Here is a 22,489-nt window from a genome sequence, read left to right as displayed (position 1 = left end):
ACAAGTACAGGCTCTGGGCCGCGAGGAAGGCAGATACCCTGTTGCCTCCATGTGCCGCTGGGCCGGGGTGTCCAGGTCCGGGTACTACTCCTGGCGCGAGCGGGCTGAGTCGAGTCGTATCAGGAGACGGGAGGAGCTGGCGGTTCTTGTGCGGGCCGAGTTCGAGGCCTCCTACGGCGCCTACGGGTACCGGCGCATCGCGGCAGCCCTGCGACGTCAAGGCGTGTCAACCTGCCAGGACACTGTGCGTGCGGTCATGCGCGCCCAGGGCCTGAGAGCCGCGCAACCGCGCCGGAAGGTCCGTACCACTGTCCCGGCCCGTGACCTGGGCGAGCGTCCCGATCTCGTGCGCCGTGACTTCACGGCCAAGAAACCCGGAATCAAATGGGTAGGTGACATCACCTGTATCCGCACGTGGGCTGGGTTCGTGTATCTCGCAACGGTGCTGGACTGCTGCACGAGGAAGGTAGTCGGTTACGCGATGGCCGACCACATGCGCACCGACCTGGTCTGTGACGCTATCGACATGGCGGTACGCAGGTGCCCCCACAAGAGAGGGGTAACCATATTCCACTCCGACAGAGGCAGCCAGTACACCTCTCAGCAGTTCTCCGACCACCTGAGGAAGTATGGCTGGGGTGGGTGGCGTTTCTCGGACAGGGGAGATTTTCGTCTCTCTTCTGATTCGATAGGATGGAGCCATGTCAAGGGCGAAGTACTCGGACGAGTTCAAGGCGCAGGTTGTGCGTGAGGTCGCCTGTGAAGGACCGGACGATCGCGTCGGTCGCGGCCTCCTACGACCTGGTTCCCCAGACGGTGGGGAACTGGGTCGCGAGGTACAGGAAGGAGCACTCCAGCCAGGAGGAAGGTGAAGCAGTCGCAGAGTCCGCGCAGATAGCCAGGCTCAGGGCGGAGAACTGCGAGCTGCGCCAGGAGAACGAGTTCCTGAAAAAAGCGGCGGCCTTCTTCGCGCAGGAACAGCGGTGAGCGACAAGTACAGGCTCTGGGCCGCGAGGAAGGCAGATACCCTGTTGCCTCCATGTGCCGCTGGGCCGGGGTGTCCAGGTCCGGGTACTACTCCTGGCGCGAGCGGGCTGAGTCGAGTCGTATCAGGAGACGGGAGGAGCTGGCGGTTCTTGTGCGGGCCGAGTTTGAGGCCTCCCACGGCGCCTACGGGTACCGGCGCATCGCGGCAGCCCTGCGACGTCAAGGCGTGTCAACCTGCCAGGACACTGTGCGTGCGGTCATGCGCGCCCAGGGCCTGAGAGCCGCGCAACCGCGCCGGAAGGTCCGTACCACCGTCCCGGCCCGTGACCTGGGCGAGCGTCCCGATCTCGTGCGCCGTGACTTCACGGCCGAGAAACCCGGAATCAAATGGGTAGGTGACATCACCTGTATCCGCACGTGGGCTGGGTTCGTGTATCTCGCTACGGTGCTGGACTGCTGCACGAGGAAGGTAGTCGGTTACGCGATGGCCGACCACATGCGCACCGACCTCGTCCGTGACGCTATCGACATGGCGGTACGCAGGTGCCCCCACAAGAGAGGGGTAACCATATTCCACTCCGACAGAGGCAGCCAGTACACCTCTCAGCAGTTCTCCGACCACCTGAGGAAGTATGGCATACGGCTGTCCGTCGGGCGCACCGGGGTGTGCTGGGACAATGCCTGGGCGGAGTCATTCAACGCGACTCTTAAGAACGAGAGGGTCCACCGCATGGTGTACCCTACACGTAGGAAGGCAGTGAGCGACATTGCCTCCTGGATTGAGCTGACATACAATCAGACACGTCTCCACTCGACCCTCGGCTACCGCACCCCCAACGAGGTCGAAGGCGAGCACCTAGGCCGCAGACAAGCGGCCTGACACACCGAAACACACAGTCCGAAAAACACCCAGCACTCCAGGCATACGGCTGTCCGTCGGGCGCACCGGGGTGTGCTGGGACAATGAGCCTTTCTCACCGGGGTTGTTTGTTGAGGCTGATGATGACGAGGGCTGTGGCGGTGATGTGGGTGATGGTGTGCGGGTCGAGGGTGACGTGTTGGAGGGCCTTGAAGTGCTTGAGCATGGCATTGGCCCTCTCGGCAGGCGAGCGCAGACTGGCGTGCAGATGGTTGTAGGTGGCGTCGTCGGGGCAGGGTCTGGCGCCCTTGACGGGTGTGAGCACGCCGATGCCGGCGCCGATGTAGCCCTTGTCGGCCAGGGTGGGCATGCCCTGGGAGGCGGCCTTGTACAGGGCGGGCAGCGCGTGGGCGCGCGCAGCGGTCAGGTCGTGGGTCGAGCCCGGCTCGACCGGCGAGACCCACACCGGGAATCCGGTGTGGTCGGTGATGACCTGGACGTTGCCCCCGAAGGCCTTGTGCTTGCCCGAGTACCACGAGTGGTTGCCCCGTTCGGTGCGGGCTGCGACCCTGTCGGTGCGGATCAGGGTGCCATCCAGGCACACGAAAGGCTCACCCTTGTGGCGCAGCTGGGTGATGACCTCGATCAGGTCAGGGGCCTGGGAGGAGATGACCTGGAGGGCCTCATGCAGGTACCTGTAGGCGGTGGCGATCGAGATGCCGGCGTCTCGGGCCAGGGTGCGCATGCTGGTGGCCTCGTTGAGCCAGCGCAGCACCATCACAGCCTGCACCCAGGGCGTCGCCGCCCTCTGATGAGGCCGAATGTCGTGCCAGCGGCGGTGAGCCGCCAGCCAGGCTGACACGGTTCGGGCGGTAGCGGATGGCACGTCAAGGGTGGCACGATAGGACAGCATGCGGGGACCTCGCATTCAGGGGTGCTTCTTTGGTCAGAACCCATCCTGGATGCGCTCCCCGCGTGCACCCCCACACGACACGCACCCTCCCCCAGCATCCCAACGATCAGGCCGGGTGCACGCCCCACCCCGGTGAGAAAACCTCAATGCTTGGGCGGAGTCATTCAACGCGACTCTTAAGAACGAGAGGGTCCACCGCATGGTGTACCCTACACGTAGGAACGCAGTGAACGACATTGCCTCATGGATTGAGCTGACATACAATCAGACACGTCTCCACTCGACCCTCGGCTACCGCACCCCCAACGAGGTCGAAGGCGAGCACCTAGGCCGCAGACAAGCGGCCTGACACACCGAAACACACAGTCCGAAAAACACCCAGCACTCCAGGCTGACGCCGGGGCGCCGCCGCGGGTTTGCGGATGTTCAGGAACTGGCGGATGTCGGCAGCGGTGATGGACGCGGCTGCCGGGGGCGGTCCGGTCGATAGGGGTGTGCTCGGCGACGGGGGCGTGGGCACTGTGTGCTGGTGGGAGCCCAGGTCCGCAGCGGGTCGTTGCAAGGCGGGGGGAGGCTGCTGTGCACGCAGGCGGCGGATATTGCGGCGCCGGTTGGTCAGCACCACCTGGAACCGCATGGGCAGGTGGCCGTTCCCCGACTCTATCTGCCGGTCTGCGGCGGCGTCGATGACCTCTGCGTTCGTGCGGTTCTGCGAGCCCAGCGAGGAGTTGACCGGATGGTCGCCGGGGATGGGGGTGCCTCTGTCGTCCCGGGACGGGGCGAGGTGGCCGCCGAGGATCTGGTCGGGGTTGTGCAGGATCGCCACCTGCTTCATGGCTGCGCGGGCCCACTCCCTTGCCTGGGCGCGAGTGAGATCTCCAAAACCGGCGCGATAGGCGGTCAGTCTGTTCTCGAGCTGGGTACGGGCCCGCTGAGTGGCGGCAGCGCCCTGCCTCCCCTGGCGCTTGAACAGGTCGCGGGCATCGGCGTACGTCTTGGCAGGCATCTGCGCAAGGATGGAGTACTGGCCGTCGAGCTGGTACTCGAACTCGAGCGCCTGCTTCTGCAGGCCCGCCGAGCGACCGTTGTGGTACACCGTGCGCACGAACTGGGTGGGGCCGGCGGCCGTCTCGGGGGCGGCATACTCCTTGGCGACTGCGGCACGGTCCTCTGCCCCGAGCCCGTGGTGGAAGCCGTGCTCCTCAGGCAGGTCCACCGGTTTCGCGGTCATGACCGGGTGGTGGGGTCGACGTGGATGACGGGGGCGATCTCGTTCCAGGAGTCTCCGACGGGGTCGCAGACGGTGATGGTCGTCTGCTGGGCTTGGAGGGTCAGGTAGGTAGCGGCGTCGATGATGTGGAGGTTGTCAACGCTCAGTGCCCCGCCCAGGGCGGGGGGCAGGGTGAAGCCGTAGACCTGGTCGGCCCTGAGGGGGCCGAGGCGTTCCAGGGCCTGGGGCGGGAGCGGGCGACCATGCTCGTCCAACGCGGTGGTCAGGCCTGTGTCGGCCGCGTGCACGATGGCCACTCGTCCTTGCTGCTCGCGGCGCCCGGGGTCGGCGAAGGTGCGGCGGGCGAGCTGGTCGACGATCACCTCGTGGTAGACGGGGTCGATCTCCAGGCTGTGGCCGGTGTTCTCTCCCCAGAGGAACATGGAGCCCATGGCATTGCGTGCCAGGCAGTGCCAGGTGTCGGTGAAGGGCATCTGGTCGATGACCGGGTCGAGCCAGGCCTGGACCACGGGCGCCCACAGGAGGGGGTCGGTGATCCAGAAGACTCCGCCGCTGAAGCCGTCGAAACCGAACCGTCGCCAGATGTGCAGCACTGAGCGTGGTAGTACGGGGGTGAAACGGTCGACGTGCTCCTGGGTGACGGGCAGGCCCACGCCCATGGGTGTCAGATTGAGTCCCTCGGGAGCCGGGCTCAGCACGTCGCGGTCGAAGATCTCATCGGTCCTGGCGTCCTGCTCGACCAGGCTCGCAGGCTCCGGAACGGGCCTGACGTTCCACAGGTCGGGTGTCGTAGGGGCGTCCTCGTGAGTCATGGCCTCCACCTCCTCATGGCTCACCGGGGCGACGGCCGGGGCCGCCCAGCCAGCGTGGCGTTCTCAGGAACCACATGCCCCAGGTTAGCAAGGTTGAGGGACGCGGGCGGGTGGTGGGTGCGCTCGGCATGAAGGCGGGTGCTGCGTGTCTGCCTCAGCCGCGGAGGAGGGCCACGTGCAGCGGGGTTCAGGCCCGGGCGAGGACCTCCCCGTGGACGACCGCGAACCAGGCGTCGTCGTTGGTGGCCCACCGGTGCCAGGCATCGGCCATGACCTCGAGGTCCCCGGGGTCGGCCAGACCCGTCGCGACCGCTTGCGGTCCGAAGGAGCTCAGGCAGCGTTCGGCCCACGTCGAGCCCCACCACCGGCGGTCCTCCGGTGTCGCGTAGCACCAGGTCGAGGCGCTCGCCTCATGGGTCGTCATCCCCGCGGCACGGACCCATGACAGGAGCAGCGCCCCGGCGTCGGGCTCGCCGCGGTTGGCCCGGGCGGTCGCCATGTAGGTCTCGCGCCACACCTCCATCCCGGGCGGCCGGGGGTACCAGGCCATCGCCGAGTAGACAGCGTCGCGGGCCGCGACGATGCCGCCGGGTCGGGTGACCCGGCGCATCTCGCGCAGGGCGGCCACCGGGTCGGCCACGTGCTGGAGCACCTGGTGGGCGTGGACGACGTCGAAGGAGTCGTCCTCGAAGGGCAGCTCGTGGACGTCCCCGGTCACGAGCTCGACCGTGTCCTGCAGGCCGTGGTCCTCCAGGGTGGTGCGGGCCGTGTTCAGGACGGTGGGCGCGGCGTCGAGTCCGATGACGCGGCCTGGTGCGACTGCCCGCGCCAGGTCCGCCGTGATCGTGGCCGGCCCGCAGCCGACGTCGAGGAGCGCGAGCCCTGCCTTGAGGTGGGGAAGGAGGTAGGCGGCGGAGTCGGCAGCTCTCCGATGGGAGTGGTTGGCCAGGACCGCCGGGCCGTGGCCGTGGGTGTAGGTGGTGGACGGCGTGGTCATGCCCCGACCGTAGGCGGCCGCGTCCCGGGCCGGCCGGAGCGGACGGCATGATGAGACGGTGAGCGCAGCCCAGGAGTCCTCGGTCACCGTCAGCCGTCCGGCCTCCGCCCCCGGCACCGAGCCCGGCGGGCCCGGAGGGGCTCACAGTGGACAGGACCCCCGGGTCCTCGAGGTCGTCATCATCGGAGCGGGGCAGGCGGGGCTCGCCGCCGCGGGCGAACTGGTCCGCCGCGGGATGGCCCCCGGGCCTGAGCTTCTCGTCCTCGACGCCGAGGAGGGCCCTGGAGGCGCATGGCGTCACCGGTGGGACTCCCTGACCATCGGCCGCGCGCACCACATCGCCGACCTGCCCCACTTCCCGGCCGGGGAGCTGGACTCCTCACGGCCGTCGAGTGCCGTCGTCCCCGAGTACTACGGGCGCTTCGAGGCGGCGCGCGGCTTGAACGTGCTCCGGCCGGTGCGGGTCACGGCCGTGCGTTCTACCGACCTGCCCGCCGTGCCGCTCGCCGTCGGGGACAAACGCGTCGGTCGGACCGAGGGTGCGGGCAAGGACGGCCCGACGTCCGCTGAGCCGATGGCCGGCAGGCAGTGGCCCGGCGGGTCACGACCCGGCGCGCAGGGAGCGCCGACAGCCGGGGCCAACGGTGCGGCGGTGCCCTTCGGCGCTGGCGCAGTGCGTCGTGACACCCTGCTGGCCGTCGACGCCTCCACTCCGCAGGGGCCACGAACCTGGTTGACGCGCATGGTGGTCTCAGCGGCGGGAACCTGGAGCCACCCCTACGTGCCCTATGTGCCCGGCGTCGAGACCTTCGCGGGCCGCCAGCTCCACACCGTCGGCTACCGGCGCGCCGAGGACTTCGCCGGGCAGCGGGTGGTCGTCGTCGGCGGGGGTCTGTCCGCGGTGCAGATGCTCCTGGAGATCGCGCCGCACACGGCCGCCACCACGTGGGCGACCCGTCGTCCGCCGGACTTCTCCTCCGCGGACTTCGACGAGGTATGGGGCGCCGAGGTCGAGCAGGCGGTCGACGCGCGCACCGCCGCCGGGCAACGCCCGGTCTCGGTGGTGCGGACCACCGGTATCCCCATGCTTCCGGCCTACCAGGATGGTGTGCGTTCGGGGGTGCTGGTCAGCCGCGGTATGTTCGACCGGGTCGGATCCGAGGGTGTGCGCTTCTCCCCAGCGGTCACAGCCCAGGACGCGGCTGGCCTGGGGCCCTCGGCAGGCTCCGGCCTGGCGGTGCCCGAGTCGTGGGACCCGTACTCCGAGCCGACCTGGGTGCGGGCCGACGTGATCATCTGGAACACCGGCTTCCGTGCGGCGCTGCGGCACCTGGCGCCCCTGCGTCTGCGCGAGTCGCCACTGGACGCAGGCCCGCGGTCATTCGGTGAGCAGCGACCAGGCGCGCTAGGTTCCACACCTCGGCGCGCAGCGAGCGTCTGCGCGCCGGTGGGTCGGCCGGCCGAGGCGGGGAGGTCTGACGGGACGGGCCGGCCGGCTGAGGAGGGCCGGGCAGAGAGGGTTCCTCCGGACTCCGCCGTGGCCCGGCGCGACTCGGGTATCCGCATGGTCGGGCGGGTGGCGGTCGCCGCTGATCCTCGTGTGCTGCTCGTGGGTTACGGATCGTCGGCCTCGACCCACGGCGCCACTCGCGCAGGCGCCGAGGCCGCCCGCATCGCCCTGCGGCGCCTGCGCGCCTGAGTTTCCTTCGCGCTCACACTGTGCTTGGACGCCCGCGCCTCGTGTTCGGGCTCGGTGACGGACTCATTGCTGTCTGCAGAGGTTGCCGCCCCGGCCCCCAGGCCGCCAGCCTGCACCGAGCACGTCACTTTGAGCCCGAGTCCCCCGGTCAAAGGGACGTGTTCGGGCTCCACGTGACGTGTTCGGCCGGATGACTGAGTGGATTCGCCTCCTCTCCTGACCTCCCGGCCGTGCTGAGTGCAGATGCGCCGCGGTCGAAGGCCCACGCCGAGGGTCGTCGTGCCTGCGATCCTTCACCCGATTCCTGGAGAGCCGACCCGTAGCCGGACCAATCCTTGGAGAGGCGACGGCGCTGTCCTTCAGGTGAGTGGGTCGGGTCGGCCGGGTCCCCAGGAGACCCCGACCGACCCGCTGGCCACAGCCCCTCAGGAGGAGCACCATGAGCACCACCCTCGATCCTGCCTTCCAGGAAGCCAACGCCTTCGGCATCGGCGAGCCCAACACCGCATACGCCCGGTACTTCTCCGGCGCGAGCTTCCTCAACCCCCTGGTCACCGATCCTGAGTGCGTGGTCGGTGTCCACAACGTCACCTTCGAACCCGGCTGTCGCAACAACTGGCACGTCCACCACGCCACCGCCGGCGGCCAGGTCCTCCTGTGCACCGCGGGCTCCGGCTGGTACCAGGCCGACGGCGAGGAAGCAGTGTCCCTGGAGCCCGGCTCGGTGGTCTTCGTCCCGGCGGGCGTCAAGCACTGGCACGGCGCCAAAGCAGGATCATGGTTCTCCCACATCGCACTGACGGTTCCCGGCGAGAACTCCTCGACCGAGTGGCTCGAACCCGTTGACGACGAGCGGTACGCGGCGCTCTGACCCGCGGTTAGCACGCGCCCGGCCCCTGTCCGGTGCCGCCGTCGGGGCGGGGGCCAGGCCGTCAAGATCAAGGCTTTCCGTGAGCTCGGGCCTGCAGGTACGAGATCGGCGTAGCCGCGGTCTGTTGCGCACGCTGCCAGACCTACGCCCTGTGACGGAAGTCGGGGCGGTTGTGGGACGAATCGTCTCGGGTGCTCGTTGGGCACGCCCAGGTCCTGGTGGACGGCCTGGTGGCTTGTCTGCATGCTTGACGGCCATGTGCTGGAGCACCTGGTGGGCGTGGACGACGTCGAAGGAGTCGTCCACGAAGGGCAGCTCGTGGAGGTCCCCGGTCACGAGTCCAACCTCCCGCCGGGTTCGCACCTTCGGCACCGGGTTCGTACCCGGTTCACGCCGGGTTCGTACCCTCGGGACCGTGTTCGTACCGGGGTGGCGCCGGGTTCGTACCTTCGGTGTCGACTTCGTACCTACCTCCCGGCGTGTTCGTACCTTCGGTGTCGGGTGCGTACCTTGATCGTGCGCTCTGGACGCACAAGGTACGAACGCGGGACCAGGCGGGGGCCTGGGCTCCGGCTGAGGTCCGGATCCCGCCCCCGATGACGCGCTCTCGGTACCGGCTTCGTATCCTCAACATCGCGTTCGCACCTTCGGCATCGGGTACGTACCGGGCTCGCCGCGCGTTCGTACCTTCGGCACCGTGTTCGTACCTTCCGCATCGGGTGCGTACCGGGGTGGCGCCGCGTTCGTACCCTCTGGACCGTGTTCGTACCGGGTTGGCGGCGTGTTCGTACCTTCGGTGTCGGGTGCGTACCTTGATCGTGCGCTCTGGACGCACAAGGTACGAACGCGGGACCAGGCAGGTCGGGGCGGGCCCGGGGAGGGTCCGGGGCGGGGGTCTGTGCACGCGAGGTGGGACGTGGGGCGGGGTGGGTGGGTAGGGTGGGTGTCGTGGTTGATCTTCCCTGGGACCTGGAGTGGGTTGAGGCGACGGTGCAGGAGGACCTGCTTGACTACGAGGGCTGGACGCCGATGGGTGTGGGGCGTGCGGTGTCGGCGGAGCACCTGGAGCGGTTCTCGGGCGTGTTTCCGGAGTCGGTGCTCTACGTGTGGCGGCGTTTCGGTTTTGACGGTTTTGCTCAGGGCAGGTTCTGGATCACCGACCCCTGGGAGTGGGAGCCGGTGGTCGAGGCCTGGCTGGAGGGGGTGGCCCTGCCGTTCCCGCCCCAGCGGTGGTGGTGCCTGACACGCACGGCGATGGGGGGCATGAGCCTGTGGGGTGAGGTCTCGGGCCCGGCCCTGAAGATCACACCGGTCCTGGGGTGGATCCGACCCGATGCGGGCAGCGCCCAGGACATGGCTGACCCGGTGCTGCGTGAGCGCATGGGCTGCATCGTGCTCACCTCCCCGACCGAGGACTTCGATGATGATGACACTGGTCGGCCGATCGTGGACGGGGTGATCGAGCGGCTGGGCGCGGTGGGGCCGGACCAGGTGGTCGGCTTCGTGCCGGCGTACTGCCTGACCGGTGTCATGACGGTGGGGTCGGCGAGCCTGGAGGAGGCGGTACCCCACCTGGTGTTCCTGGCCCAGGCTCAGGAGCGGGTGCTGGTCGAGGACTTCTCGGCCGCTGCCGCCCAGGCCGCCGCGGCCATCGTCACCCAGCACCCCAGCCCAGACCTTGACACGGGCGCCGACGCTTCCACCGACGCAGGCACCGACACGGACCCCGATCCGGGCACCGGGCCTGAGCCTGGTTCTGGGCCGGGCACCGGGTCCGGCCTGGGTGCTGAGGGTGCTGGTGCCGGCGGGAGCCCGCGCCTGTGAGCCCGTCCACCGGTGCCGGTCCTGGTCCTGCTCCTGGTCCTGCTTCTGGTGCTGGTGCTGGGGTGGGTGGGGGTGGTCTGGTTGAGGGGGACATGTTCACCTTTGGTCGGGCTGGTGGTCAGCGGGTGCTGGTGTGGGAGGGGGGTGCTGCGGCGCCGGCCAGCTCCCTGGCGTGGCACTCACCGACCCCGGTGGAGGTGTTCTTCCACACCGGTGGCAACCCCGGGCTGCGGGCCCTGTCGGGGGAGTTCACCCGTCAGCTCGATCGTCAGCTCTCGGCCCTGAGCCTGCTCAGCGCCCAGCGGCTGCTCGAGGGCATCCGCGCCTACCGCGCCCAGGGACGCGCCCCAGCCTCCAAGACAGTCAGACGAGCCCGCCAGGACTTCATCGACAAGGTCTCAGGGGACCTGAGAGGGAAGCATGGCTTCTCCCGGTCGAGGGCTCGGGAGGCGGTGGGGCTGGTGGACAAGGCCCTGGTGGTGCTTCACGAGTCCGACCAGGTGACCTACGGGCCGGGTGACCCGGTGCTGATCGGCGGGCTGCCCTCGATGGGAGTCGATCGGGTCAACTCCTCGATCGGGTCCCAGAACAAGAGCGTGGCCGACGTCCTGGAGCAGGCTGTGCTGGCCGTCCCGGTCGAGCGTCGCGCGGGCTGCCGGCTACGCCTCCGGGCGGTGCTGACCGCCTCACGGTCCCTTGCCCGCAACCTGCGTCACGCCCGGGTGGTCCTCGAGGCACGCAGCGCCGAGCAGGTCTCTGGTCTGAGCGCCAGGGCCCCGCCGTGGACCCCGGCCACGATCGCCGCCGACGTCGCCGCCGCCCACCACCAGGCCGCGATCCCCGCGTCCACGCCGGCCACGGACCCCGGTCCGGGGGCGCCTCCCGGGGCGGGGAGGATCACGCCCCGCGAGCTCCTGGAGGCGATCACCGCCCGCGCCAAGCCCCACACCAGGCCCGGGCCCCAGATCCCGCCCCCACCAGCACCCGCCCCGACCATCCCGATCGTGCTGACCGGCGCGACCGCGCCGACCGGCGTGACCGCCCCGACCGCGCCGACCGTGGCGACCGTGGCGAGCGGGGCGAGCGGGGCGAGCGGGGCGAGCGGGGACCCGACCACGCCGACCGGCGTGACCGCCCCGACCATCCCGAGCGGGGCGACCGTCGCGAGCGGGGCGAACGGGACGAGCGTCCCGACCGGGGCGACCGTCCCGACCGTCCCGACCGTGGCGAGCGTGGCGAGCGGGGCGACCGTCGCGAGCGGGGACCCGACCACGCCGACCGGGGCGATCGTCTCGACCGTCGCGAGCCGGGCGGGTGGCCCCGGTCCCGTGCGCGCGACGACCTTCCCCGCCCCGGCGTCCGCTCCGGTCCAGGCGCCTGCCCACGGAACCGGGGCCGCCTCCGCCCGCACACCCCGACAGGTCAAGGCCGCTATCACCGCCCGCGCCGCCGCTGCCGGCCAGGATCGCGCCCCGGCGCCACCCGCGCACAGGAAGTCCCCCGGCCTGGACCGATAACACCCGAGAACCACCCGCACCGCTGCCATCGGACCGCGCCTGCGCTCACCGCAACCGCGGCCAGGTGACTGAAAACGGGGTCGGGCGCCTGAGAACGGGGCCCGGTGAACGACAACGGGGATGCGCGGCGAGAACGGGGTTCTCCGCCCCGGTCTCACCGCAGGGCCCCGGTCTCACCAACCACGCCCCGGTCTCACCAACCACGCCCCGGCCTCGCCCACGGGGCGCGGTTGCGGCGGCCGTGACCGCGCACGGGTGTCCCAGGACGACCCCTGAGCACCGCTTCGCTCGGATGGCGGGATGTTTCATCTCAGTTTCCGGCACGGTGACAGGCTTGAGGTCAGCGCGGGAGGACCGCCTGCCCAACGACGTGCTCCTGCGCCTCACACACCGACATCGTGAGGAGTAGGTCATGCAGGACGTCGTCGAGAAGGTCTATGAGCAAGTCGTCGGCCGCAACCGGGGAGAGGCCGAGTTCCACCAGGCGGTCCGTGAGGTGCTGGAGTCCCTCGACCCCGTCATCGCCAAGCACCCCCACTACGCCGAGGGTGCTCTCCTTGAGCGCATCGTCGAGCCTGAGCGGCAGATCATGTTCCGTGTCCCGTGGGTCGACGACGCCGGCCAGGTGCACGTCAACCGCGGCTTCCGCATTGAGTTCAACTCGGCGCTGGGCCCCTACAAGGGCGGCCTGCGCTTCCACCCGAGCGTCAACGCCGGGATCATCAAGTTCCTCGGCTTCGAGCAGATCTTCAAGAACGCCCTGACCGCCCAGGGGATCGGCGGCGGCAAGGGCGGAAGCGACTTCGACCCCCACGGCCGCTCCGACTCCGAGGTCATGCGCTTCTGCCAGTCCTTCATGACCGAGCTGAGCCGCCACATCGGCCCCGACACCGACGTGCCTGCCGGTGACATCGGCGTGGGCGGCCGGGAGATCGGCTACATGTTCGGTCAGTACAAGCGCCTGCGTAACAGGTACGACGCCGGCGTCCTGACCGGCAAGGGCCTGGCCTGGGGCGGCTCCCTCGTGCGCACCGAGGCCACCGGCTACGGCACCGTGCTCTTCGCCCAGAACATGCTCGCCACGAGGAAGGACTCCCTCGAGGGCAAGAAGGTCTCCGTGTCGGGCTCGGGCAACGTGGCCATCTACGCCATCGAGAAGGCCCAGCAGCTCGGCGCCGTCCCGATCACCTTCTCCGACTCCTCGGGCTACGTCGTCGACGAGGCCGGTGTCGACCTCGAGCTGCTCAAGCAGGTCAAGGAGGTCGAGCGCGGGCGGGTCGCCGACTACGTCTCCCGCCGCCCCGGCGCCCGACTGGTCACCGGCTCGAGCGTCTGGGAGGTTCCGGTCGACGTCGCCCTGCCCTGCGCCACCCAGAACGAGCTCGACGGCGACGACGCGGCCACCCTCCTGCGGGGAGGCTGCACCGTCGTGTCCGAGGGCGCCAACATGCCCTCGACCCCGCAGGCCGTCGAGGCCTTCCTCGAGGCCGGGATTCTCTTCGCTCCCGGCAAGGCGGCCAACGCCGGCGGTGTGGCCACCTCCGCCCTCGAGATGGAGCAGAACGCCGGACGGACCCGGTGGGACTTCGCCACCGCGGAGGCCAAGCTCGCCGGCATCATGACCGACATCCACGACTCCTGCGTCGAGGCGGCCGAGGAGTACGGCCGCCCCGGTGACTACGTCTTGGGCGCCAACGCCGCAGGCTTCACCCGCGTCGCCGACGTCATGATCGCCCACGGCATCGTCTGAATCGTCTGGATCGTCTGGATCGTCTGGATCGTCTGACTCCGGACCACCGGGACCACGGCCCCGGGCCGCGCACGACGGCGTGGTCCGGGGCCGCGTCGTGCCCGGGTCGTGCCCGCTCCCGTGCCCGGGTCGTGCCCGCTCCCGTGCCCGGGTCGTGCCCGCTCCCGTGCCCGGGCCGTGCCCGCTCCCGGGGCCGAGCAGGAGGCCCGACGGTCCCCGGGCCGACCGCTCACCAGGAGATGTGCCGCTACTCCGGGTACCCTAGAGTGAAGGCCCTGACCCCTCCCGCCTCCGACGAGGACCCCATGCGACGCAACCCTCCCTTGACCGCGATCACCGCGCTGGTGGTGCTCGCGCTGAGCGTGCTGGCCCCTTTCCCCACGCCGACAGCGGTCGCGGACCCCACGACGACCACGATCTCCCTGCTCGGCGTCACCGACTTCCACGGCCACCTCGAGCGCACGACCAACTCCGAGGGCGCCGTCGTCGACCCCGGTGCGGTCACCCTCGCCTGCGAGGTGGCCGCGGCCCGCAGCGCCGACCCCCACACCCTGTTCGTCTCCTCGGGGGACAACGTCGGCGGCTCGGCCTACACCTCGGCCATCCTCGACGACGCCCCCACCCTGGCCGCGCTCAACGCGATGGGGCTGGACGTGTCCGCCGTGGGCAACCACGAGCTCGACCGCGGCATGAACGACCTGACCGGGCGCATCATGCCCGAGGCCGCCTTTCCCCTCCTGGCCGCCAACGTCTCGGGAGACGCCGCGCTGAGCGCGGAGGGTGACGGGGACGGCGTGAGCATCAAGGAGGTCGACGGCGTGCGCGTCGGCTTCGTCGGTGTCGTCACCGACGAGCTGCCCTCCCTCGTGTCGGCCAGCGCCCTGGAGGGCCTGACGGTCTCGCCCGCGGTCGCCACCGCCAACGCCCGGGCAGCCGCCCTCAAGGACGGGGACCCCGCCAACGGGGAGGCCGACGTCGTCATCGTCCTGTCCCACGAGGACGCCTCCGCCCAGGCCGGGGCGTACACCGGTGACGTCGACGCCGTCATGGGCGGACACACCCACGTCCCCTTCGCCCAGACGACCACGTCCTCGGACGGCCAGCCCGTCGCCGTGGTCCAGGCCGACCACTACGGCCGGGCCCTGAGCCGGGTCTCCCTGAGCTACGACTCCGCCACCGGGGAGGTCTCCGTCGTGGAGGCCACCACCCAGGACCTGACCGCCTCGGCGTGCACGACCGACGCCTACGGGGTCGAGGCCATCGTCACCGAGGCCACCGCCGAGGCCCAGACCGCCGGCGAGCAGGTCGTGGCCACCCTGGGCACCGACTTCCTGCGCGGAACCCACGCCGAGGACGGTGCCGTTCAGGGCACCGGCTCCAACCGGGGCACCGAGTCCACGGCCTCCAACCTCATCGCCGACTCCTTCGCCTGGTGGGTCGAGTCGAGCACCGGGGCCGCCGGGGGCCGGTACGTCGGAGTGATGAACCCCGGCGGGGTGCGTGCCGACTACGCAGCCGGGGAGCTGACCCAGGGCGAGGCCTTCACCGTCCAGCCCTTCGGAAACGAGCTCGGCTACGCCACCTACACCGGTGCCCAGCTCCGGTCGATCCTCGCCCAGCAGTGGCAGCCCGGAGCCTCGCGCCCCGTCCTCACCCTCGGGCTGTCGGGCAACGTCGAGGTCTATGTCGACCAGGCGGCGGCCGACCTCCTCGAGGGCTACACGAAGGACACCCCCGCCGCCGAGGTCGAGGCCGCCCGGGCGCGGGTCATCAAGGCCGTCTACGTCGACGACCTCCTCCTGGCTGACGACGACCCGGTCGTCGTGGCCTCCAACTCCTTCCTGCTGTCCGGTGGCGACGGCTTCTCCGGGTTCACCGTCGCCTCCCCGGTCAACACCGGGATGATGGACCTGAGCGCCACGAGCGCCTACCTGGCCCAGGCGGGAGCGGCCTCCGCCGACTACTCCAAGCGCCAGATCGGCCTGGGGGTCACGGTCGACCAGGCCACCGGCACGGCCACCGTCGGCCTGACCGGCCTGGTCTTCTCCAACGCCCCCGAGCAGACCGCGCCCGGCGCCGCGGCCACGGTGAGGGCCACGGTGACGATGACCGACGGCTCGGTCCGAGAGCTGGCCTCCAGCAGCGTCGACACCGCCCTCGTCTCCGCCCAGCTGCCCGAGACCGGCCGCGCCGTGCTCTCCTTCACCCTGCCCGCGGAGGCGGCCACCGAGCCCTGCGTGCCCGACGCCGCCTCCGGGCTGACCGCGGAGTCGGCCTGCACCCTCGTGTCGCTGACCGTCGTCAACCGTGACGGCTCCTCCGAGGTGCTCGACGTCCAGGCGCAGGTCGCCCACGTCGCCGGCACGGTCCCGACCGCCTCCGTCGGCTCGACCGCGCCGACGGCCACCCACCGCCCGACCGTCCTCGTCGCGGCCCCGTCGCCCGAGCCGGTCGAGCAGTCCCGTGCCGCCGCCCTCGTGCGGACCGGTGCCTCGGTCGGCCTGGGCCTGCTGGCCCTCGGCCTGCTCGTCGGCGGCATCGTCCTCATGCTGCGTCGCCGTGGCGGCCGGCTCGATCCCGAGGACGGGGCGCAGGGACCTGACGCAGGCGGCTCGGGCGCCTCAGCGGACAGCCAGGACTGAGCCCGTCTGAGCCCGTCTGAGCCCGTCTGACCCCGAGGCGGAGGCAGGGCCCCGGGCAGGCGGGGCCCGGCGTAGTGTGGGCCCATGGCTGCGCGACGACGCATCGACCCCGGCGAGGGCATGACCGCCCTTCGTCGGTGGGCCCGGGAGCAGGGCCCTGACCGGAGCACGACAGCCGCTGCCGTGCGCTTCACCCTCGAGGAGCTCTCCTCGACCGCGCCCGGGGGATCGGTCGAGGTGCGCGTCCCGCCCTTCGGCGTCACCCAGGCCGTCGCCGGCACGACCCACCGCCGAGGCACGCCCCCGTCGGTGGTCGAGACCGACCCGAGCACCTGGCTCGCGCTGGCCACCGGCCGCACCGCCTGGATCGAGGCGGTGGAGACCGGGAGGCTGCGCGCCTCCGGCGAGCGCAGCGACCTGTCGCCCTACCTCCCGCTCGTGCGGATCCCGAGCCAGGACGGCGACGGTGGCGGCACGCCCGTGGGCCCGGAGCAGGACAACGCCACAAACTAACCCCCTCAACCCTTCACATGGATAGCCGTTCGGGCATACACTTGTGCCCGAACGGACATCAGGTTCGTTCCTCACCGCCGGACGTGGGCGTCGCCAGAGGGGACCGCATGAACGCAGAGCAGCGTCAGCAGGACATCGTTGACGCCGTCGCGCGCGAGGGCAGGGTCTCTGTCGTCGACCTCGCGTCCCGCTACGACGTCACCGTCGAGACCATCCGCCGCGACCTGGCCGCCCTCGACCGCGTGGGCGCGCTGCGCAAGGTCCACGGCGGCGCGGTCGCCGCCACCGTCCTGGCCCTGCCGGAGACAGCCGTCGCCGAGCGCGAGCTGTCCAACGCGGCGGCCAAGCAGGCGATCGCGGCAGCCGCGATCGCAGCGGTCGCGCCGCGCCCCGGCGCGGTCCTCCTGCTGGACGCCGGCACCTCGGTGTCCAGCCTCGCCCGGCTCCTCCCTGAGGGACTGGGCCTGACCGTCATCACCAACTCCGTCCTGACGGCCGCGCTCCTGGCCGGCCGCGAGGACCTCACCGTGCGCGTCCTGGGCGGCCACGTCCGTGGCATCACCCAGGCCGCCGTCGGACCCGAGGCCCTGTCCACCCTCGCGCAGCTGCGCGTGGACGTGGCCATCATGGGAGCCAACGGGCTGACGGCAGAGCACGGCCTGTCCACCCCCGACCCCGACGAGGCCTCGGTCAAGCGCGCCATGATCCGTGCGGCCAGGCGAGTGGTCGTCCTGGCCGACGCGACCAAGATCGGACAGGAGCACCTCGTGTCCTTCGCCGACCTCGACGACGTCGACATCCTCGTCACCGACGCCCCCCTGCCCGCACCTCTGGCCACCCTGCTCCCCGAATCCGGAATCGAGGTTCTCACCGCATGATCATCACCCTGACCCCCAACCCGTCCCTCGACCGCACCGTCACCCTGGGCGGCGAGCTCGTCCGCGGTGGCGTCAACCGCCTGGAGTCCGTCACGGTCGAGCCGGGGGGCAAGGGCGTCAACGTCGCCCGCGTCCTGGCCGCCTCCGGGCAGGAGGCCACCGCGGTCGTGCCCGCCCCCGAGCACGACCCCATCCTCACCACCCTCGAGGCCCTCGAGGAGCCGGGTCTGAGCGTGCGGCCGGTCGCCGTGGCCGGCGCGGTGCGCATCAACACCGCCGTCACGGAGCCCGACGGCACGACGACCAAGCTCAACGAGCCCGGCGCGGGCCTGGACCGCCAGGAGGTGTCCTTCGTCGAGACCGCCCTCCTGGGTGCCGTGGGCAGGCCGGGGCAGGCCCCGGCGTCATGGGCCGTCCTGTCCGGGTCCCTGCCCCCCGGGGCACCGGCCGACTGGTACGCCCGCCTCGTGACTCTCCTGCGCGCCGAGCACCCCGGGCTGAGCATCGCGGTCGACACCTCCGACGCCCCGCTGGCCGCGCTGGCCGCCGCACTGCCCGAGTCCACCCCCGACCTCATCAAGCCCAACGGGGAGGAGCTCGGCCAGCTCGCCGGGCTGCCTGCCGAGCGCGCCATGGCCCTCGAGGACGGTGCCCGTGCCGGAGACCTCGGCCCCGTGGTCGAGGCCGCCACGATCCTCGTCCAGGCCGGGGTCACCGCCGTCATGGCGACCCTGGGGCCCGCCGGCGGGGTCCTGGTCACCGCCGAGGGGGCCTGGCACGCCTCCGCCCCTGAGGTCCCGGTCATCTCGACCGTCGGTGCCGGAGACTCCTCGGTCGCCGGCTACGTCCTGGCCGACGTCCGCGGGCAGGACGCCCCCCAGCGCCTGGCCACGGCCATGGCCTACGGCTCGGCCGCGGCCGGGCTGCCCGGCACGACGCTGCCCACGCCCGCCGACCTGCCCTCGCAGGCCTCGGTCATCACCCAGCTCGCCTGATCTGGATCCATCTGCACACGTCCGTACCGGCCCGGGTCCGCCCGTGCCCTGACCCCATGCCGTCGTCCCGTCCTGGGGGCGCCGGACCGACCGGAGACAGCAAGGAAACACCATGTCCCAACCCGCATCCGCGGCGCCCACGCCGCTCATCGTCCCTGAGCTCATCAGGCTCGACGTCAGCCCTGGCGCGGACAAGAAGGACGTCATCGAGTACCTGGCCGACGTCGTCGCCTCCACCGGGCGGGCGAGCGGCGCCGGGGGGCTCGCCGGTGACGCCCTGGCTCGCGAGGCCACGGGCCCGACGGGCATCCCGGGCGGGATCGCCATCCCGCACTGCCGCAGCGCTCACGTGCTCACCCCGTCCCTGGGCTTCGCCCGCCTGTCCGAGCCGGTCGACTTCGAGGCCGCTGACGATCAGCACGCCGACCTCGTCTTCATGATCGCCGCCCCTGACGGTGAGGACAACTTCCACCTCCAGCTCCTGGCCAAGCTCGCCCGCGGCCTCATGCGCTCGGAGTTCACCGACGCCCTGCGCGCGGCCTCCAGCCCCGAGGAGGTGGCCCGCATCATCACCGGTGAGGTCCAGCCCGAGCTCCTCGAGGGCGGCGACGGCGCCCCGGCGGCGGCCCCCGCGGCGGCGGCTGCGGCACCGGCCGAGCCCTCCTCCGGTGAGCTGGTCATCGTCGGGGTCTCCTCGTGCCCCACCGGCATCGCCCACACCTTCATGGCCGCCGAGGCCCTCGAGCAGGCAGGCAAGGACCGTGGCGTGACGGTCAAGATCGAGGGCCAGGGCTCGGGCAAGATCGACTGGCTCGACCCCGCCCTGGTCGAGCGCGCCGACGCCGTCATCTTCGCCCACGACCTGCCGGTCAAGGGGCGTGAGCGCTTCGCGGGCAAGCCGGTCATCGACGTCGGCGTCAAGGCCGCGGTCAACGACGCGGGAAGCCTCGTCGACAGGGCGCTGGCCGCCATCGACGACCCGGGGGCCCAGCGCGTGCCCGCGGGCGGAGCCGACGCCGTCGAGGCGGAGGAGGACGAGGTCCACTGGGCCCGGCGCCTCCAGCGCGCCGTCATGACCGGCGTGTCCTACATGATCCCCTTCGTCGCCGCAGGCGGTCTGCTCATCGCCCTGGGCTTCCTGTTCGGTGGCTACGACATCACCGACAACGCCGCCAACATCGTGTCCGGCTCGACCCTGTGGGACCTTCCGGACCTGAGAAACCCTGACTTCGCGGCCCCCAACGCCCTGTTCGGCTCCTCCTTCCTCGCCTACCTCGGCGCGGTGTTCTTCACCCTCGGGCAGGCGGCCATGGGCTTCCTCGTCCCGGCCCTGGCCGGCTACATCGCCTTCGGCCTGGCGGGGCGCCCCGGCATCGCCCCCGGCTTCGCCATGGGTGTCGTGGCCACCGCCGTCGGCTCGGGATTCATCGGCGGCCTCATCGGCGGTATCCTCGCCGGCTACTTCGCCGCGTGGCTCGCGGGGCTCAACGTGCCGCGCTGGCTGCGCGGCCTCATGCCCGTGGTCGTCATCCCGCTGGGCACGACCCTCGTGGTCGGCTCGGTCATGCACATGCTCCTGGGCAAGCCCCTGGCCAGCCTCATGGACGCGCTGAGCAACGGCCTCGACTCGATGTCCGGCGGGGGCTCGGCGGTCTTCCTGGGCATCATCCTGGGTCTCATGATGTGCTTCGACCTCGGCGGGCCGGTCAACAAGGCGGCCTACCTCTTCGCCACCGCCGGCCTGTCCGAGGCCTCCACCTCCTCCTACGAGGTCATGGCGGCCGTCATGGCCGCGGGTATGGTCCCGCCGCTGGCCCTCGCCCTGGCCACGACGATCCGCCCCCAGCTCTTCACCGAGCCCGAGAGGGAGAACGGGCGGGCCGCCTGGCTGCTGGGTGCCTCCTTCATCTCCGAGGGCGCCATCCCCTTCGCCGCCGCGGACCCGCTGCGCATCATCCCGCCGGCGATGATCGGCGGCGCGGTGACCGGCGCGCTGACCATGGCCCTGCACGTGGGCTCCCGGGCCCCGCACGGAGGCGTCTTCGTCTTCTTCGCCATCGACAACTTCCTCGGATTCGTCCTGGCCATCGTGGCCGGTGCCGTCGTCACGGCCGCGGGTGTCGTCATCCTCAAGCAGCTGGGCGCGAGCAAGCGGGCCAGGGAGGCGGCCGTCGCCGCCTGACCCGCTCACCGTCCCTGCCCCGGAGTCCCGGTGGCTCGCGCCTGCGCGGGCCACCGGGACTCCTCGACCTCTCGGTTGACCGCCTTCTCGACGCCTCGCGTCAAGTCCCCGGCCCGGCGTGCTGGGGCCGCGGCAGGGACGGGGACCTCAGGGCGGTGGCGACGGCGACCGGCCGCCTCCTGCGGGGGCGGCCTCGTGCCTGTAGGTTCGCGTCATGCCGATCAGCCGCCTCACGCCCTCGACCGCGCCTCCCCAGTCCGTCGCCGCAGCGCTCACCGCGCTGCGACACCGCCTCGAGGTCCCCGAGGAGTTCAGCCCCCAGGCCCTGGCCGAGGCCGAGCGGGCGGCCCGGGCCTGGGCCCAGGACGGACCGAGGCGGCTCCTCGACGAGGGCGCCCGTGACGCCCGGGACATCCCCCTGGTCACGATCGACCCTCCGGGGTCGATGGACCTCGACCAGGCCCTCGCCCTGGAGCGACTCGATCCACCGACCCGGGACGGCGCCTCCTACCGGGTCACCTACGCCATCGCCTCCCTGGCCACCTTCGTCGAGCCCGGCGGAGCCCTCGACTCCGAGCTGACCGCCCGGGGCGCCACCGTCTACGCCCCGGACCGCAGCGTGCCGCTCCACCCGGAGGTCCTGTCCCACGACGCCGCCTCGCTCCTGCCGGACCTCGACCGCCCCGCCTGCCTGTGGACCATCGAGCTCGACGCCGAGGGCAGGCACCTGTCGGCGCGTGTCGAGCGGGCTCTCGTGCGCTCCCGTGCCCGCCTCACCTACGCCCAGGTCCAGGCCGCCCTCGACGCCGGCGCCACCGGCTCCTCCGACCCCTCCACCGGGCTGCCCGCCTCGGTGCCCTCCGACCTGCCCGGGCTCCTGCGCACGATCGGCCTCCTGCGCTCGGGGCGCGAGGCCGCCCGCGGGGGCGTGTCCCTGGCGATCCCCGAGCAGGAGGTCGAGCAGGTCGACCCCGCCGACCCCGGAGCCGGCTACCGCCTCGTCCTGCGCGCACCCCTGCCGGTCGAGGAGTGGAACGCGCAGATCTCCCTGCTCACCGGTATGTGCGCCGCCCAGATCATGATCCGCGCCGGCGTGGGGATCCTGCGCACGATGCCCCCCGCCGGGGCCGAGGACTACGCGCGGCTGCGGCGCGTCGCGGCGGCGCTGGGGATCCACTGGCCGAGCTCCCTGTCCTACCCCGAGCTCGTGCGCGGGCTGGACAGGACCGTCCCCGCTCACCTCGCCTTCATGGACCAGGCCGCCTCCCTGTTCCGCGGGGCCGGCTACCTCGCCTTCGGCGTCAACGGCGTGGCTGTTCCGCAGGAGGACGAGGCCGCCGACACCGAGGAGGCGGTCCACGCGGCCATCGCCGCCCGCTACGCCCACGTCACCGCGCCGCTGCGTCGCCTCGTCGACCGCTACGGCGAGGAGGTCTGCGTGGCCGCCAGCGCCGGGCGCCCCGTGCCCGCCTGGGTGCGCTCGGCCCTGCCGGGGCTGCCGGAGGTCATGGAGACCACCGGGCGCAGGGGGCGAGCCGTGACCCGAGGCGCGCTCGAGGCCGTCGAGGCCCTCGTCCTCCAGGGCCGCCAGGGGGAGGTCTTCGACGGCGTCATCACCTCGGTACGCGGCGACCGAGGGGAGATCGTGCTCCCCGAGGCGGCCGTCATCGGGTCGGTGCGCGCCGAGGACGGCAGGCCCCTGCCCGTGGGGCGCCCGGTCCGGGTGCGCCTGGCTGAGGTCGACGTCGAGGCCGCCAGCCTCGACCTCCGTCTCGTGTGACAGCCCACCAGACCGGGCTGGGACGGGCGGAACCAGCCT

At 71.5% G+C, this 22,489-nt stretch carries 15 protein-coding genes and 4 pseudogenes; 14 read left to right on the top strand and 5 right to left on the bottom strand.

Annotated features, from left to right (window positions below; all coding sequences use genetic code 11):
• Positions 1-7: 7 nt before the first annotated feature.
• Positions 8-751, top strand: a pseudogene (locus tag EL245_RS06960) (IS3 family transposase); the annotation flags it as partial.
• A pseudogene (locus EL245_RS06955) lies at positions 702-1,867 on the top strand (IS3 family transposase). The pseudogenes EL245_RS06960 and EL245_RS06955, both read left to right, overlap by 50 nt.
• Before the next feature lie 94 nt (positions 1,868-1,961).
• On the opposite strand, the gene EL245_RS06950 reads toward EL245_RS06955, so the two are convergent.
• A complete protein-coding gene (locus EL245_RS06950; RefSeq protein ID WP_126381755.1) occupies positions 1,962-2,759 on the bottom strand; it encodes a transposase family protein in 798 nt (265 codons plus the stop codon).
• A 145-nt stretch (positions 2,760-2,904) separates the two neighbouring features.
• Here EL245_RS06950 and EL245_RS06945 point away from each other — a divergent pair.
• Positions 2,905-3,108: pseudogene (locus EL245_RS06945) on the top strand (integrase core domain-containing protein); the annotation flags it as partial.
• Here EL245_RS06945 and EL245_RS06940 read toward each other — a convergent pair.
• From EL245_RS06940 to EL245_RS06930, 3 genes are all read right to left on the bottom strand, one after another.
• The gene (locus tag EL245_RS06940; protein WP_126382489.1) at positions 3,085-3,990 is read right to left on the bottom strand and encodes a polymorphic toxin type 15 domain-containing protein; all 906 of its coding nucleotides are present in this window, start codon (positions 3,988-3,990) and stop codon (positions 3,085-3,087) included. The pseudogene EL245_RS06945 and the gene EL245_RS06940 overlap by 24 nt on opposite strands.
• Positions 3,987-4,802 carry a GAD-like domain-containing protein gene (locus EL245_RS06935; protein ID WP_126382488.1) on the bottom strand — a complete coding sequence of 272 codons (816 nt, stop codon included), beginning with the start codon at positions 4,800-4,802 and terminating at the stop codon, positions 3,987-3,989. The genes EL245_RS06940 and EL245_RS06935 overlap by 4 nt, the downstream gene beginning before the upstream one ends.
• Positions 4,803-4,989: 187 nt before the next feature.
• Positions 4,990-5,799, bottom strand: a complete 810-nt coding sequence (locus EL245_RS06930) for a class I SAM-dependent methyltransferase (RefSeq protein WP_126382487.1) — start codon at positions 5,797-5,799, stop codon at positions 4,990-4,992.
• Positions 5,800-5,857: 58 nt separating this feature from the next.
• Between EL245_RS06930 and EL245_RS06925 the strand changes: the two genes are divergently transcribed.
• On the top strand, positions 5,858-7,498 hold the full coding sequence (locus tag EL245_RS06925; protein ID WP_232009628.1) for an NAD(P)-binding domain-containing protein: 1,641 nt from the start codon (positions 5,858-5,860) through the stop codon (positions 7,496-7,498).
• A 439-nt stretch (positions 7,499-7,937) separates the two neighbouring features.
• A complete protein-coding gene (locus EL245_RS06915; RefSeq protein WP_126382486.1) occupies positions 7,938-8,369 on the top strand; it encodes a cupin domain-containing protein in 432 nt (143 codons plus the stop codon).
• A 252-nt stretch (positions 8,370-8,621) separates the two neighbouring features.
• Here the strand turns inward: EL245_RS06915 and EL245_RS14015 are convergent.
• Positions 8,622-8,714 (bottom strand): annotated as a pseudogene (locus tag EL245_RS14015) (methyltransferase domain-containing protein); the annotation flags it as partial.
• A gap of 603 nt (positions 8,715-9,317) precedes the next feature.
• Here EL245_RS14015 and EL245_RS06905 point away from each other — a divergent pair.
• The 9 genes from EL245_RS06905 (at position 9,318) to EL245_RS06865 (ending at position 22,450) form a co-directional block, all read left to right on the top strand.
• A complete protein-coding gene (locus tag EL245_RS06905) occupies positions 9,318-10,193 on the top strand; it encodes a GAD-like domain-containing protein (RefSeq protein ID WP_126382485.1) in 876 nt (291 codons plus the stop codon).
• A gap of 92 nt (positions 10,194-10,285) precedes the next feature.
• Positions 10,286-11,710, top strand: a complete 1,425-nt coding sequence (locus EL245_RS06900) for a polymorphic toxin type 15 domain-containing protein (RefSeq protein ID WP_126382484.1) — start codon at positions 10,286-10,288, stop codon at positions 11,708-11,710.
• A gap of 412 nt (positions 11,711-12,122) precedes the next feature.
• Complete coding sequence (gene gdhA, locus EL245_RS06895) at positions 12,123-13,460, top strand: NADP-specific glutamate dehydrogenase (RefSeq protein WP_126382483.1); 1,338 nt, start codon at positions 12,123-12,125, stop codon at positions 13,458-13,460.
• A 305-nt stretch (positions 13,461-13,765) separates the two neighbouring features.
• Positions 13,766-16,102 (top strand): bifunctional metallophosphatase/5'-nucleotidase, encoded by a 2,337-nt coding sequence (locus EL245_RS06890; protein WP_126382482.1) that lies wholly within the window; start codon positions 13,766-13,768, stop codon positions 16,100-16,102.
• Positions 16,103-16,186: 84 nt separating this feature from the next.
• Positions 16,187-16,615: a sterol carrier family protein gene (locus tag EL245_RS06885; RefSeq protein ID WP_126382481.1), complete on the top strand. Its 429-nt coding sequence runs from the start codon at positions 16,187-16,189 to the stop codon at positions 16,613-16,615.
• Between the two features lie 107 nt (positions 16,616-16,722).
• Positions 16,723-17,493, top strand: coding sequence for a DeoR/GlpR family DNA-binding transcription regulator (locus EL245_RS06880; protein ID WP_126382480.1), 771 nt, complete (start codon positions 16,723-16,725; stop codon positions 17,491-17,493).
• Positions 17,490-18,488 carry a 1-phosphofructokinase family hexose kinase gene (locus tag EL245_RS06875; protein ID WP_126382479.1) on the top strand — a complete coding sequence of 333 codons (999 nt, stop codon included), beginning with the start codon at positions 17,490-17,492 and terminating at the stop codon, positions 18,486-18,488. Before EL245_RS06880 ends, EL245_RS06875 begins: the two co-directional genes overlap by 4 nt.
• A 112-nt stretch (positions 18,489-18,600) precedes the next feature.
• Positions 18,601-20,670, top strand: a complete 2,070-nt coding sequence (locus EL245_RS06870; protein ID WP_126382478.1) for a PTS fructose transporter subunit IIABC — start codon at positions 18,601-18,603, stop codon at positions 20,668-20,670.
• A gap of 214 nt (positions 20,671-20,884) precedes the next feature.
• Complete coding sequence (locus EL245_RS06865; protein WP_126382477.1) at positions 20,885-22,450, top strand: RNB domain-containing ribonuclease; 1,566 nt, start codon at positions 20,885-20,887, stop codon at positions 22,448-22,450.
• Positions 22,451-22,489 lie beyond the last annotated feature (39 nt).

The sequence above is a fragment of the Actinomyces howellii genome (assembly GCF_900637165.1).
In the GTDB taxonomy this organism is placed as follows: Bacteria; Actinomycetota; Actinomycetes; order Actinomycetales; family Actinomycetaceae; genus Actinomyces; species Actinomyces howellii.
This window is presented reverse-complemented; position numbering and strand designations above follow the sequence as displayed.

Bases quoted from the DNA above. Each gene is read 5' to 3' on its own strand.
- EL245_RS06940 (WP_126382489.1), bottom strand. From the start codon at position 3,990: ATGACCGCGAAACCGGTGGACCTGCCTGAGGAGCACGGCTTCCACCAC.
- EL245_RS06935 (WP_126382488.1), bottom strand. From the start codon at position 4,802: ATGACTCACGAGGACGCCCCTACGACACCCGACCTGTGGAACGTCAGG.
- EL245_RS06875 (WP_126382479.1), top strand. From the start codon at position 17,490: ATGATCATCACCCTGACCCCCAACCCGTCCCTCGACCGCACCGTCACC.
- EL245_RS06890 (WP_126382482.1), top strand. From the start codon at position 13,766: ATGCGACGCAACCCTCCCTTGACCGCGATCACCGCGCTGGTGGTGCTC.
- EL245_RS06865 (WP_126382477.1), top strand. From the start codon at position 20,885: ATGCCGATCAGCCGCCTCACGCCCTCGACCGCGCCTCCCCAGTCCGTC.
- EL245_RS06885 (WP_126382481.1), top strand. From the start codon at position 16,187: ATGGCTGCGCGACGACGCATCGACCCCGGCGAGGGCATGACCGCCCTT.
- EL245_RS06950 (WP_126381755.1), bottom strand. From the start codon at position 2,759: ATGCTGTCCTATCGTGCCACCCTTGACGTGCCATCCGCTACCGCCCGA.
- EL245_RS06930 (WP_126382487.1), bottom strand. From the start codon at position 5,799: ATGACCACGCCGTCCACCACCTACACCCACGGCCACGGCCCGGCGGTC.
- gdhA (WP_126382483.1), top strand. From the start codon at position 12,123: ATGCAGGACGTCGTCGAGAAGGTCTATGAGCAAGTCGTCGGCCGCAAC.
- EL245_RS06900 (WP_126382484.1), top strand. From the start codon at position 10,286: ATGTTCACCTTTGGTCGGGCTGGTGGTCAGCGGGTGCTGGTGTGGGAG.
- EL245_RS06915 (WP_126382486.1), top strand. From the start codon at position 7,938: ATGAGCACCACCCTCGATCCTGCCTTCCAGGAAGCCAACGCCTTCGGC.
- EL245_RS06880 (WP_126382480.1), top strand. From the start codon at position 16,723: ATGAACGCAGAGCAGCGTCAGCAGGACATCGTTGACGCCGTCGCGCGC.
- EL245_RS06870 (WP_126382478.1), top strand. From the start codon at position 18,601: ATGTCCCAACCCGCATCCGCGGCGCCCACGCCGCTCATCGTCCCTGAG.